Source organism: Pseudoalteromonas sp. TB25 (genome assembly GCF_000497995.1).
Lineage (GTDB): Bacteria > Pseudomonadota > Gammaproteobacteria > Enterobacterales > Alteromonadaceae > Pseudoalteromonas > Pseudoalteromonas distincta.
The window spans coordinates 1-13,741 of the sequence record NZ_AUTI01000205.1; the positions used below are offsets into that span (position 1 = coordinate 1).

Genomic DNA, 13,741 nt, shown 5'->3' on the forward strand with positions numbered 1-13,741 from the left:
ATTTGTGTAATTTGTCCCAGATTATTAATATCGTCACCGTATTGGTAACCTGCCGCTTTAAATTCTTCAACTAAATTACGGTCGTCACGAATAAAATATTTAGTACCGCCACCTAGCATTAAATCAACAGGTAATTTACCAGCAATCTTATTATCAATATAATCGTTGGCAATATCATCGTAGTTGTAACGAGATTCATTGTGAGCTGTAAAGCTAGCAGGTGTTGCATGGTTTATTTGTGAAGTTGCTACAAGCGCTGTTGTCATACCGCGCTCTTTTGCTATTTCCAGCATGGTTTTAACTGATTTTTTGTCTGTATCTACTGCAATTGCGCCATTGTAACTTTTATGACCGCTACTAAGTGCTGTAGCACCTGCTGCGCTGTCTGTCACATAAGTATGGTCATCAGGGTAGGTACGAGCCATACCCTTTAAAATAGTGTCAAAAACCGTGCCTTCTACTTCTTTTGTTGCAGGGTCGTCTTTAAAATAGCGATAAGCCGTGGTGTAAGCCGGACCCATGCCGTCACCAATCATATAAATTACATTTTTAGGTGCTGATTCTGCGTAAGCACCAGAAGCGGTGCATAAAAGCGCTAATAAGCTGATCTGTTTTTTCATGGTTGTGTACCTTATGAGTGTACCTTATTTAATAGCCGCTGATATTGTATACAGATAGTATGATAAATAAATGAATATCTAAGATATTTATAATTTAGGGTTATATGAATAGAATTGTAGTTAACGCTGTTAGTTCTATTTATTTTAATTATACTGGTTATAGCTTAACTACATATGATGCTATCACCTTTTAATTGTTCAAAAGGCATACAAAGCAAATATATTTAAAAAGATCAGCTTATTTTTTTTGTAATTAAGCTTATGATATCGTTTAAATTTTATTTTATATTTTTTACTTTCTTTAGAACATCAAGATAATTAAATAGCGAATTTGGCACCATTTTCTCGGTTAGTGGTCTGACAACTTGTATGCTATAAATAATGATGCTCTAAATTAATAAAGGACTTGCCGTGCAGCCATTTAATATTGAAACCAATAACTTGAATATTCATGGCTTAAAAGTAGGTTCTGGGGATGAAATAGTAATAGCGTTGCATGGTTGGTTAGATAACTGCCACAGTTTTATACCAATGTTAAGTAAAGCTAAGCCAAAGCACACTTGGTACTGTATTGATTTTGTCGGGCATGGTTTATCATCTTGGCGAAGTGATGATGCACATTATTATTTTGTTGATTATATTGATGATGTGTACCAACTTATTAATGCGCTTGGTGTTAAAAAAGTGCATTTAGTTGGGCATTCGATGGGAGCCATGGTTGTAGGGCTTTTTGCTAGTTGCTTTGGTGATTATGTAAAATCTGTTACCTTTATTGAGGGGATTGGGTGTGTTACAACTCCCAGCGAAGGCGTATGTGAACAGCTAAAAAGTGCAGTATTAAATAGAGCGCGTTTAAATAATAAGAAGCAGAGAGTTTATAAATCGAAAGAGCTTATTTATGAAGCACGTGCTCAAACAACCGATTTGAATAGCGAGCTTATTAAGCTCTTAATGCAACGAAATATTAAACAGGTTTCAGATGGTTTTGCGCTAACAACAGATCCAAAGCTCAAAAATCACTCAGGTTTTAGGTTTGATGAAGCGCAATGTATTGGTGCAATAAAAGATTTAATTGCACCGTGCCAATTAATTTTAGGTAACGAAGGTTATTCGTTTGTAAAACAAAATCTGGCAAAGTATATTAGTTATTACAATAGCTTAAAGGTAATTAATGTAGATGGTGGGCACCACTGTCATATGCAAAGTAGTGAACTATGTTTTAAGCATATTCAAGACTTTATGCTGCAAAATGGTGCATGTTAATTGTAAGTTTACGTAAAATGTGGGATTATTCCTCCATTAGAGTATTTGCTCAATTGTTAAAGCGCCTTACTTAGATTAAGGTTAATAAAAATATAATTATAAACAGGGGCTAAGAGTGGAAAAAATCTGGCTTAAGCGCTACCCAGAGGGTATGCCTGAAACAATCGATCCTGAGCATTACAACTCGTTACTCGAAGTGTTCGAAAAAAGTTTTACTGACTACACCGATTTACCTGCATTTACTAATATGGGTAAAACGCTGTCTTATAGCGAAATAGATACAGCAACAAAAAAAGTTGCTTCCTACATTCAAAATGATTTAGGTCTTAAAAAAGGCGACAAAGTTGCCGTAATGATGCCTAACTTACTACAAACACCAGTCACCATTTTAGGTATTTTACGTGCAGGTTGTGTGGTTGTAAATGTTAACCCACTTTACACTGTGCGTGAGTTAGAGCATCAGTTAAAGGATTCTGACACTACTGCTATTTTCATTTTAGCAAACTTTGCTGACACACTTGAAAAGTCACTTGCACACACTGATGTTAAACACATTGTAGTAACGCAAGTAGGCGATATGGTTGGTGGGCTTAAAAAGCACATAGTCAACTTTGTTGTTAAGCACATTAAAAAAATGGTGCCAAAGTTCAACTTAGCAAACACAATTAACTTTTCAGACGTTCTAGCTGCAGACGAAACTAAATATACACGTCCTGAAATGAGCTTGTCCGATCTTGCTTTTTTACAGTACACCGGTGGCACAACAGGTGTATCAAAAGGGGCAATGCTGAGCCATGGCAATATGGTTGGTAACCTTGAGCAAGTTTCAGGCTGTTTAGACAAAGTGTTAAATCGTGGTACAGAAGTTGTTGTTACCGCTTTACCGCTTTATCATATATTTGCTTTAACAGCTAACTGCCTGACGTTTATGAAGTACGGTGGTTTAAATATATTAATCACAAATCCACGAGATATGCCTGGGTTTGTTAAAGAGCTAGGTCAGCATAAATTTACAGCTATTACTGGTGTTAATACGTTATTTAACGGTTTATTAAACACACCAGGTTTTGCTGAACTTGATTTCAGTCATTTAAAAATGTCACTTGGTGGCGGTATGGCCGTGCAACGTCCTGTTGCTGAAAAGTGGCAAAAAGTGACTGGCTCAAAATTAATGGAAGGCTATGGCCTTACAGAATGTTCTCCATTAGTAACTATTAGTCCTTATGATTTAGAAGCATATAACGGCTCTATTGGTTTGCCTGCGCCTAATACTGAGATTAAGCTAATACTTGATAACGGTGAAGAGGCCGCTAAAGGTGAACCGGGTGAAATGTGTGTGAAAGGCCCGCAGGTTATGGTGGGCTATTACAATCGACCAGATGCAACAGCTGAATGTTTAAAAGATGGCTGGTTTGCAACAGGTGATATTGCAACTTATGACGATGAAGGTTTCTTCTTTATTGTAGATCGCAAAAAAGACATGATCATTGTATCTGGCTTTAATGTTTTCCCTAATGAGATAGAAGAGGTAGTGGCTATGCACGAAGGTGTGCTTGAAGTTGCTGCTATTGGTATTCCTCACGATATAAGTGGCGAACAAGTTAAAGTTTTTGTTGTTAAAAAAGACCCTTCTTTAACTGAAAAAGATATAATAAGTCACTGTCGTGATAATTTAACTAATTACAAGGTCCCAAAACTGGTAGAGTTTAGGGATGAGTTACCTAAAACTAACGTAGGTAAAATACTCCGAAGAGCCTTGAAAGATTAGCAACCTATAAAAAAGCCGACATATGTCGGCTTTTTTATTGTAGGAGATTAAGTGCAATACCAATTGATCGAAACCCAAAATCAACTGAACACTTTTGTTGAACAAATAAAAAATAAGCCTATTTTAGCTATTGATACTGAGTTTATGCGTCGTCGCACTTTGTATCCAGAAGTTGCACTTATCCAAGTTTTTGATGGTGAGCATTTAGCGCTTATCGATCCGTTAGCTGAGCTCTCATTATTCGATTTTTGGGAAATACTAAAAGATCCTAGTATTTTAAAAGTACTGCATTCTCCTTCAGAAGATATTGAGGTTTTTCAAAAATACGCAGGCTTTGTTCCATCCCCACTTTTTGATACACAATTTGCGTTGCAGTTACTTGGGGAAGGTAACTGTATGGGCTTTGCCCTTATGGTAAAAGAGTTGCAAGGTATTGAAATAGATAAAAGTGAGTCACGCACTAACTGGCTGCAACGTCCGTTAACTAAAAAACAGTTAGATTATGCTGCTGCAGATACTTTTTACTTATTGCCGTGTTTCGAGCTGATTATAGAGCGTATTAATGCCGCTGGGTTCTTTGACATTGTAATAAACGAGAGTGAGCTGATAGCTAAAAAACGTGCGTTTCAAACACCAGACGAGCTTTTATATAAAGATATTAAAAATGCATGGCAACTCAAACCGCACGAACTTGCGGTTTTAAAAGAACTTGCTGTATGGCGCAGAAACAAAGCCATTAAGAAAAATTTAGCGCTAAATTTTGTGTTAAAAGAACATAACATGACTGAAATTGCCAAACGTGGTCCTTCAAGTTTAAATGCTCTACGTCAAATCCCAGGAGTTGAAGCTATTGAGGTTAATCGCTCTGGTGTAGATATAATCAAGTGTATTGAAGTTGCCAAAGCAGTACCAGATGCTGAGCATCCTGAAGTACTTAAGCGCTTAATTGATTTTCCTACTTATAAAAAAGTAGCCAAAGATATTAAACAAAAGATCACTAAAGTCGCTAAAGAGCACAATATACCAGAAGACGTTATGGCCTCTAAAAAGCAAATTAATCAATTGATTAGTTGGAATTGGAAGTTAACTAATGAGCAAAAACAAAGCCATATTAAGCCTGATTTATTAAGCTCTTGGCGCTATAACTATGTTAAAGACGCTTTAAAAGAATGGGATACTTAAGACTAGATATTTTTTTTACTGTGTAATACTTATACCAATCCGCAATAATACTTAATCATTTTGCGGCGCTAAACGTGTCGTTACCTGTGTTAAAAAATCTCATTTAGAACAACTAAATAGCGATTTTTTTGCCTAGCTATCAACACGTTTTTCCATCCTCAAAATAGATCACTTAATTAAGCGAATTGGTATTATCTATAATTTTTGTGTTACATAGTGAAAAAGTTTTAGTTGCATGCAAGGGATTAAAACGTAGATATTTAGAAAGTTATTAAAAAGTAAATGAAAATAAAGAGGGCGCTTATAAAGCGCCCTTTCTTCAATTACTTCTTTTCTTCATCAGGTAGTGTAACGTTTAGCTCAAGTACGGCTAAATCGTCTTCGTTTTGATCAAACTGAACCTGAACTGCATCGGTACTTACGTTCACGTATTTACGGATCACATCTAAAATATCTTGTTTTAATTGTGGTAAGTAATCCGGCGTTCCTCGCTGAGAACGCTCGTGCGCGACAATGATCTGCAATCGCTCTTTTGCTAGTGACGCACTGTTTTTCTTTTCTGAGCGGAAGTAGTCAAGTAAAGACACGTTAACCTCCAAAAATCCGTTTAAATAAGCCTTTTTTCTCAACGTCTAAGAAGCGAAAATCGACGGTTTCACCTAGTAAGCGGTTAATTGCATCAGAATAAGCTTGGCCTGCATCAGATTCTGTATCCAATATAACAGGTTGGCCTGAGTTTGAAGCACTTAATACCGCTTGCGATTCAGGAATAACCCCTAATAATGGGATTGACAGAATATCTTGCACATCTTCTACCGATAGCATTTCACCTTTTTCAACACGACCAGGGTTATAGCGTGTTAATAGTAAGTGTTCTTTAATATTTTCTAGGCCTTCTTCAGCACGTTTTGATTTGCTGTGTAAAATACCTAAAATACGATCTGAATCTCGAACTGACGACACCTCTGGGTTTGTTGTAACAATTGCTTCATCAGCAAAGTACATCGCCATCATAGCGCCAGCTTCAATACCTGCTGGTGAATCACATACTATGTAATCAAAGTCTTCTTTTAGTTCATTTAGTACGCGTTCAACACCTTCACGTGTTAAAGCATCTTTATCACGAGTTTGTGAAGCAGGTAGTAAAAATAATTTATCTACACGTTTATCTTTAATAAGCGCTTGGTTAAGGTTTGCCTCACCATTAATTACATTTACAAAGTCATAAACAACGCGGCGTTCACAACCCATAATTAAATCTAAGTTACGTAAACCAATATCAAAGTCGATAATAACTGTTTTATAGCCTTTTAACGCTAAGCCTGTGCCAATTGCAGCACTTGATGTTGTTTTACCAACACCGCCTTTACCTGAGGTAACGACAATTACTTTTGCCATGAGATTTATCCTTTAACCAAAGCTGAAATTTCTAATGATTCGTCTTTTTGTTGTATTTGCACTGCATTTCCCCAATGTTCACCTTGTAGCGAATCACTGATCCAGTAATTACCATCTATTGAAACCAGCTCGGCTTCAAGTTTTTGGCAAAAAATGTGTGCTTCTTTAAAACCTTTTGCGCCTGCAATAGCGCGACCGCGTAGCGTGCCATAAATATGCACATTCCCATCGGCAATGACCTCCGCACCATGGCTAACTGCGCCAAGTACTATCAAATCTCTATCTTTTGCATAAACTTGTTGTCCAGAGCGAACTGTACCGCTGATAATTTGCGCTGGTAAATGCACCGTTTTTTCTACAATCGATGTATTGGGCTCTTGTTTAACAGGTTCGCTCTTAACGTCTTGTGAATAATTTAAAACAGATAAGCCAGCAGCCTTTGCTTGAGTATGTTGCTCATCTGAGCCATTACACACACCAACCGCATTAAAACTCATTCGCTCGATTAATGATTTTAAGTGAACAAAATCAAGTGAACTGTTTTTAATTTCAATTAAATTAACGACAATAGGCGCACCCTCAAAAAACTTAGGGGCCTGGGCTATTTTTACATACAGTTGTTCTGCTAAAAGGTTTATATCAGTACTATAAAGATGCAAAACTGATAACGTAAAAAGATTCCCTTTTAACTCAAAAATTTGGTCCGACATACACGCTCAATTGATTTGTCTGATTAGAAATTAATTTTAGATAAACGTAGGCTGAATAGGGCCTTTATTGAAATTTCTAATCTAATTTTTCTAACTTATTATTACTCTCATGTTATAGTGTGCGGCATTGTTAAGCAAGAATTTATAGGGCCATAATGCTCACTGCAGTATATAAAAGTAAGAAAAAAGCGGATACGTTCTTATTTGTTGAAAAAAGAGATGATTTTAGTAAAGTTCCGGAACCTTTGATGGCTATGTTTGGTCAACCTGTTTATGTGATGATCATCAATTTAGCAAAACGTGAGCATTTAGGTGGGGCAGATTTAGAAACTGTAAAAGCAGCGTTATCAAATCCTGATAAAGGCTACTACTTACAAATTCCACCACCTGAGCAAAATTTGCTAAGCCAATTACGAAAAGACAATGGAGTTGATAGTGATTAAAAAACTTATCGTTATATTATGTGGTGTATGTTTAAGCTCACCTGTTATGGCAAAAACTCAGGCTGAATTTCAAGATTATTTAGCGAATTTAAAGCAAGAAGCTATCGCAAAAGGTTACGAAGCCAAACTTATTGACGATGCGTTTGCAACAGCAACGTATAAAGAAAAAGTGGTTTCGGCTGACAAAAACCAGCCAGAAGTTAAAGAAACCCTTGAAACGTATTTACCAAAACGTGTACCACAATGGAAAATTGACCGCGCACGTAAGCTTTACGCAGAAAACAAAGAGGTACTTGAAAAAGTAGCGAAAGAGTTTGGTGTACAAGCACGCTTTATAGTCGCGCTTTGGGGGCTTGAAAGTAACTTTGGTACAATTCAAGGCGGTCATAACGTTATTTCATCATTAGTGACACTTGCTTTTGATGGACGCCGAGAAGCACTTTATAAGCGCCAACTTTGGGCTGCACTGGATATTTTAAAGTCGGGCCACATAACGCTTGATAAATTTAAAGGCTCTTGGGCAGGCGCAATGGGGCAAACGCAATTTATGCCTACCTCTTTTAATGCTTACGCGGTTGATTACAATAACGATGGTCGTAAAGATATTTGGACTACAAAAGAAGATGCTTTTGCCTCAATTGCTAATTACCTAAAGCAAGAAGGCTGGAATGACTCTCTTACGTGGGGTCGCCAAGTTCAGTTACCTGAAAACTTTGATAGTAAATACGTTTTAGTGCGTGGTACAAAAACTCGCAAGCAGTGGTTAGAATATTGGAACGACTCAGAGCGCTCATTAGCTGATTGGCAAGCACTGGGTGTTCGTAAAGCTGATGGTTCTGATTTACCTAATGTAGACGTACGTGCTGCGCTGGTTATGCCTGATGATATAAATGGTCGTATGTACTTAGCGTACGATAACTACAAAGTGTTTATGCATTGGAATCGCTCGTATTACTTTGCTACTAGTGTAGGTTACTTGTCGGACAGAATTGGTTATCCAAAAATCTAATTTTTAAAATATACCTATAAATAAAGCCGCAATTGCGGCTTTATTCTTTTTTGAATATCTTTTCTTTTAGGTCAATAACTTTACCAATTCCAGAACCTAGCTTCATTAGCTTATTAAGTTGCTCTGGCGTTAAACGCTGTAGTTCTGATGACCATTTAGTGACGGTTTCAAGTAGGTTGTGAATCTCACCCATTTGTTTTTGTGCATAAAGCTCATCATCGTTACTGGCTTCGTCTAATAAGTTATCGCGTAGTAGTGTTAAGGTGGGCTCAATTTCACGTTTTTTACGTTCTTCAAATACGCGATTTGCCATATCCCAAATATCGCCAGCAGGGGCGTAGTACTCTTTACGATCGCCAGGAATATGCTGTACTTTAATTAACTGCCACGATTGCAGCTCTTTAATGCCCATACTTACATTACCGCGAGAAATACTAAGCGCATCTGCAATCTCATTAGCTGTCATTGGGTTTTTAGTAATAATCAGCAAACCACACATTTGTCCGATCGTACGATTGAATCCCCATCGGCTGCCCATCTCACCACAATGCATTACAAAGGCAAAATTCTTTTCGGATAAACTCATAGCTTAGTAACTTTCAGTAATTTCAGAAAGTAAATGCTAGCACGCTCATTATGGATAGCAAGTTCTTAGCAGGCTTATAAGTTAATTTAAATGACTAAAATATGATTTAGATTAATATTTATACATCTATATTAGGATATGTTGTACACAACAATACATAAATAAATCCTTATCTTTAATTTTCTTCACATACGATGGAATGACTATGAAAGCTGCAATTAATACTCAATACAAAGGTAAATTAGAAATAACAGACTTACCAATTCCTGAGGTGGGAATAAATGATGTTTTAGTAAAAATAGCGGCCTGTGGCGTTTGCCATACCGATTTACATGCCTGTCATGGGGATTGGCCAGTAAAACCAAAAATGCCATTAGTACCAGGGCACGAAGGTGTCGGTGTTATCGAAAAAGTCGGAAGCAACATTAAGCACTTAGAAGTTGGCGATAGAGTCGGTATTCCTTGGCTCTATAGTGCATGTGGGCACTGTGAGTTTTGCCTAGATGGTAAAGAAACACTGTGTTTATCGCAGCACAATACTGGCTATTCTATTGACGGTAGTTATGCAGAATATTGTTTAGCGCATGGTGACTACGTTGTAAAAATACCAGAAGAACTCGGTTTTTCTGAGGCTGCTCCATTATTTTGTGCAGGTGTTACAACCTATAAAGCATTAAAAGTATCCGGTGCTAAACCAGGGCAGTGGGTTGCTATTGTTGGTGTGGGCGGGCTTGGTCATTTAGCAGTACAGTACGCTAAAGCAATGGGTTTTAATGTAATAGCTGTTGATACAGGTAAAGAAAAACTCGCGCTTGCTAAAGAGCTAGGCGCAGATATCACCCTCGATTTTAAAGAGGTGGTTCCAAGCGAAGCTATTTTTGAACAAGTAGGTGGTGCGCATGGCGTTGTGTGTACTGCAGTGTCTAAAGCTGGATTTGAACAAGCCTATAAAAGTGTACGCCGTGGCGGTAAATGCGTATTAGTGGGATTACCTCCAGAGGATATGCCACTTCCTATTTTTGATACTGTGCTTAATGGCATTTCAGTAGTTGGCTCTATTGTTGGTACACGTAAAGATTTGCAAGAATGCTTGGAATTTGCAGCGCAAGGTAAAGTAAAAGCGATTATTGAAGAAAAACGCTTAGAGGACATTAACGAAATTTTTGATGATATGCTCAAAGGTGAAATTAACGGTCGCATAGTGGTTACCATTTAATTTAGATTAAGCGTTTATAAAACACAAAAAAGCACGGCTTCTAAATTAGAAAACCGTGCTTTTTAAGTCTTTAACTAACCTGAGCGCTGAAAATAGCTGCTTGAGATAGATTTATTATCCAGAGTTCAGGTTAGCTAGTTAAAGTGTGTAACTAAAACTTAGTTTTGCATTACGCTCTTCCCCTGGCATACCACCTAAAAACATCGCTTTTGAGTAATACTTTTTGTTGAACAAGTTATTTAAGTTTAACTGCATATGCCATTTATCAGTTGTATACGATACAGCTGTATCGTAAGTCGTATAACTTGGTACATAACCATCAGGAATCGAGAATGAACTTGAATTAGTACTTCTGTTATCTACAAACGTAATACCACCACTTATATTTACAGCTTCAGGTAAATTAAACATATCTGCGTAGTAGGTTACCCACGTACTTGCTGTTACGTAAGGCACACCTTTTTGGCGTGTGTCGTAACTGCTGCTATTAGGATTACTTTTGTCACGTGCATCTTGATAAATACCGTTTACGTTTACTTTCCATTTATCGTTCAAGTAAGCATTTAAATCAAGCTCAACACCTTTTGTTTGCTCTTTACCATCATAATAGCTTTCAGGTACATCTGAGCCTGATGTTAATGCGTCATAAAGCGGGTTTGCGTATTCTAAATTAGTACGAGAGCTTTCAAATATAACAACAGATGCGAGTAGTTGGTCATCAAATGCTTTAAATCTAAAGCCTAGGTCGTTACTTATAGACTCTGAATCTTCACGGTCAGCTTCGTTTCCTGCCACAGAGCCTAATACACTATACGCTGTACGCCCTTTTGAATGATTTACAAATACAGATAAATCTTCAGATGGCTGATACGTTGCACCAAGGTTATACGTTAAGCCAGAATCTGATGTACTCGCTTCAGGTGTTGGCTCTGCACGGCTAGAACTGTAGCGCTCATCAACACCAAAGTGCTCATAAGTTTGCTCAATTCGGTTATATGCCACACCAATACGCGTTGTAAGTTCTTCAGTTATGTAACCAACATGTTGAATGCCTAAGCCCCATGCTTGTACTTTTTTATTGTAGTCACTTGTTTTAAGCGGATCGTAATCTTCAAAGTTACCGGTTGGCCAATTTGGTTCTCTTATATCGTAAATATACGGCAAAGAACCTTGGTACGTTACATCACCATCATTGTTTGTGAGTACGTAATCTTGATCCCATATTGAGAATTGTTTAAAACGAATATCTCTATCTTCGTAGTTGGCGTTAACTAGTAATTCGTTATCTACGTCGCCTAACATAAAGTCATAACGTAAATCTAAGAAGTACTGCCATGATTTTTCATCTGCTTCTACTTGGCGGTATTCTTGGCGGCGTGCTGCATACGGGTAAAGTACACCGTCTTCAACTAATGGAGCACGAGGGTCGTTATTAATTATTCCATCGCGTGTTGAATAGACGTAGTTATATGCACCTGTTTGGCGCGCAAAACTTGATGTGTAGTTACGGTACTGTAGCTGCTGGTTTAAAAACAAATCGTCAGTAATGTAATAGTTATGCGTTAATTTAAAACGCAACTCTTCACCTTCGTTAGCATCAGCCATTGGTGAAATAATACCATTTGTGCCAAAGCTATAAGGTGTTAAGCCATCAGATGCAGATAATGAATTAGCAAGTTGGTCGCGTTGTGCATCACTTAACTGTACGCCGCTTACTGTCGGATCGTTTACTAAATCGGCACCAGTTACTTCACCCGCGCTTAAGCCGTTTGCAGTTTCTGCACTGTAAATACGAATAGGATGACCAATAGAATCAACCGCTATTTCATCTTTTATATAGGCTGCAGAAAGCATGATGTTTTGTCTGTCATTAAGCACGTATTTAAGTGAGGTATAAATTTCGTCGCGATCTTCTTTTAAATCGCGAAAGCCGTCACTTGACGCTGTTTTAGCCATTACACGATAAGCTAAATCATCTGTTATAGCGTTAGTGCTATCAAACGATAATGAATAGCTATCCCACTGGCCAAGCTCAGCCGCAACTTTGTGTTTTTCTTCAAACTCTGGTTTTTTTTCAATTAGGTTAATTACGCCACCTGCACTACCAATGCCATATAAACCTGTTGCTGGGCCTTTTAAAACCTCAACAGATTCAACATTTGTAAGTGAACGAGTTGGGTTAAATGTATTCCCCAGGCCTGCACCACCATACATACCATCGTAGGTGTAGTTTGCATCTAAACCACGAATTACTAAGTTATCACCAATACCGTAATTATTACCTGCTTGTGTTAAGCCACTTACGTTTCTAACTAAATCTTGTAAGCTATCTACACCTTGAGATTCAATCAGTTCTCGGTCAATAATTACTACCGGTGCAGGAGTTTCCATTAAAGACATGTCTGATTTAGTAGCAAGACCAGAGCTCATCACCACGCGGTTTTGCTTTTCGTATACGCTGATGCGTTCAATATCAGGATTAACTTGTGTATTTTGGGCAAATGCCACATTTGCATTTAAACAAGCAAGAGTAATAAGAGAGTACTTAAACGTTTTCATAGAGTGATAACTATTCGCGTTATTGAATTTTCGCGAATGATAATGGTTATTGTTTTTAAAGTGAATAGAAAGTTCATTTTATTTGATTAAATAAAACTGTTCGGATAATTAATAGACAAAAGCGAGTCTAATAGGGGGGCGGTGACCCTTTTATGGCATATTCAATATAGGTGAGAGTTTTATTAAGGCTGAGTAAACTCAGCCTTAATAGCGTGTATTTACAACTGGTTTTTATAAACAACACCTGCTTTCATTACAAAAGGTACTGCCTCTAAGGTTTTAATACTTTTAAGAGGATTTGCTTTTACCGCAATTATATCAGCTGCAAATCCGGTTTTAATTTGTCCTAACTGAGTATCCATTTTTAATAACTTAGCGCTATTAATAGTTGATGCTTGAATGGCTTGTAGTTCTGTCATGCCAAATTCAACCATGCGGCTAAACTGTTTTGCATTATCTCCGTGCGGGTAAATTGCTGCATCGGTACCGAACACCATTTTAACACCCGCTTTTACGGCACGGCTAAAGCTATCACGTTGCCTTTTAGAAACTTGGCGCTCTTTATTTAGGTTTTCTTCGTCTACGCCGTTTTGCTCGCCATAAGTGAGTGTGTATTCGGTGTTATAAATATCCATAGAAAGCCAAGTTCCATGCTCTTTGGCAAGCGCTATCGCTTCGTCATCTAAAAAGCTGGCATGCTCTACGCTATCAACACCTGCTTTAATGGCTGNTTTTATACCGCTTGTACCGTGTGCGTGAGCAGCTACTGGTAAATCTCGCATATGGGCTTCATCAACAATGGCTTTCATTTCTTCAAAAGAATACTGCTGTGCACCTACTTTAGTCCCTTTTGAAAATACTCCACCTGTGGCGCAAAACTTAATAGCATTTGCCCCGTATTTAATATTTTCGCGTACTTTTATACGCGCAGCCCATGGACCGTCTGCGACGCCACTTGAAGTATATTTAAGCTCAGGAGGCAGGCGG

At 37.8% G+C, this 13,741-nt stretch carries 13 protein-coding genes; 6 read left to right on the forward strand and 7 right to left on the reverse strand.

The window, feature by feature from the left end; all coding sequences use genetic code 11:
• Positions 1 to 620 (reverse strand): alkaline phosphatase (locus L652_RS0105130; protein ID WP_024603346.1); only part of this gene is annotated, 620 nt, incomplete at its 3' end.
• A 411-nt stretch (positions 621 to 1,031) separates the two neighbouring features.
• On the opposite strand from L652_RS0105130, the gene L652_RS0105135 reads away from it, so the two are divergent.
• From L652_RS0105135 to rnd, 3 genes are all read left to right on the forward strand, one after another.
• Entirely contained in the window at positions 1,032 to 1,883 is an 852-nt protein-coding gene (locus tag L652_RS0105135; protein WP_024596850.1) for an alpha/beta hydrolase, read from the forward strand.
• A gap of 115 nt (positions 1,884 to 1,998) precedes the next feature.
• Positions 1,999 to 3,651 (forward strand): long-chain-fatty-acid--CoA ligase FadD, encoded by a 1,653-nt coding sequence (fadD, locus tag L652_RS0105140; protein ID WP_024596849.1) that lies wholly within the window; start codon positions 1,999 to 2,001, stop codon positions 3,649 to 3,651.
• 51 nt (positions 3,652 to 3,702) lie between these two features.
• A complete protein-coding gene (gene rnd / locus L652_RS0105145; RefSeq protein WP_024596848.1) occupies positions 3,703 to 4,833 on the forward strand; it encodes a ribonuclease D in 1,131 nt (376 codons plus the stop codon).
• 323 nt (positions 4,834 to 5,156) lie between these two features.
• On the opposite strand, the gene minE is transcribed toward rnd, so the two are convergent.
• The 3 genes from minE to minC are packed head-to-tail and all read right to left on the reverse strand — an operon-like array spanning position 5,157 to position 6,941.
• Positions 5,157 to 5,420 (reverse strand): cell division topological specificity factor MinE, encoded by a 264-nt coding sequence (gene minE, locus L652_RS0105150; protein ID WP_004334706.1) that lies wholly within the window; start codon positions 5,418 to 5,420, stop codon positions 5,157 to 5,159.
• A 1-nt stretch (position 5,421) separates the two neighbouring features.
• Complete coding sequence (minD, locus tag L652_RS0105155; RefSeq protein ID WP_004334708.1) at positions 5,422 to 6,231, reverse strand: septum site-determining protein MinD; 810 nt, start codon at positions 6,229 to 6,231, stop codon at positions 5,422 to 5,424.
• A gap of 5 nt (positions 6,232 to 6,236) precedes the next feature.
• Positions 6,237 to 6,941, reverse strand: coding sequence for a septum site-determining protein MinC (gene minC / locus L652_RS0105160; RefSeq protein WP_024596847.1), 705 nt, complete (start codon positions 6,939 to 6,941; stop codon positions 6,237 to 6,239).
• 155 nt (positions 6,942 to 7,096) lie between these two features.
• Between minC and L652_RS0105165 the strand changes: the two genes are divergently transcribed.
• Both L652_RS0105165 and L652_RS0105170 read left to right on the forward strand, forming a co-directional pair.
• Complete coding sequence (locus tag L652_RS0105165) at positions 7,097 to 7,384, forward strand: YcgL domain-containing protein (RefSeq protein ID WP_004334712.1); 288 nt, start codon at positions 7,097 to 7,099, stop codon at positions 7,382 to 7,384.
• Positions 7,377 to 8,393, forward strand: a complete 1,017-nt coding sequence (locus tag L652_RS0105170; RefSeq protein WP_004334714.1) for a lytic murein transglycosylase — start codon at positions 7,377 to 7,379, stop codon at positions 8,391 to 8,393. Before L652_RS0105165 ends, L652_RS0105170 begins: the two co-directional genes overlap by 8 nt.
• Positions 8,394 to 8,433: 40 nt before the next feature.
• On the opposite strand, the gene L652_RS0105175 is transcribed toward L652_RS0105170, so the two are convergent.
• Positions 8,434 to 8,979, reverse strand: coding sequence for a MarR family transcriptional regulator (locus tag L652_RS0105175; protein ID WP_024596846.1), 546 nt, complete (start codon positions 8,977 to 8,979; stop codon positions 8,434 to 8,436).
• Between the two features lie 205 nt (positions 8,980 to 9,184).
• On the opposite strand from L652_RS0105175, the gene adhP reads away from it, so the two are divergent.
• The gene (adhP, locus tag L652_RS0105180) at positions 9,185 to 10,195 is read left to right on the forward strand and encodes an alcohol dehydrogenase AdhP (protein ID WP_024596845.1); all 1,011 of its coding nucleotides are present in this window, start codon (positions 9,185 to 9,187) and stop codon (positions 10,193 to 10,195) included.
• 138 nt (positions 10,196 to 10,333) lie between these two features.
• On the opposite strand, the gene L652_RS0105185 is transcribed toward adhP, so the two are convergent.
• Positions 10,334 to 12,754, reverse strand: a complete 2,421-nt coding sequence (locus L652_RS0105185; protein ID WP_024596844.1) for a TonB-dependent receptor — start codon at positions 12,752 to 12,754, stop codon at positions 10,334 to 10,336.
• Positions 12,755 to 12,972: 218 nt separating this feature from the next.
• Positions 12,973 to 13,741 (reverse strand): amidohydrolase family protein (locus L652_RS0105190; RefSeq protein WP_024603347.1); only part of this gene is annotated, 769 nt, incomplete at its 5' end.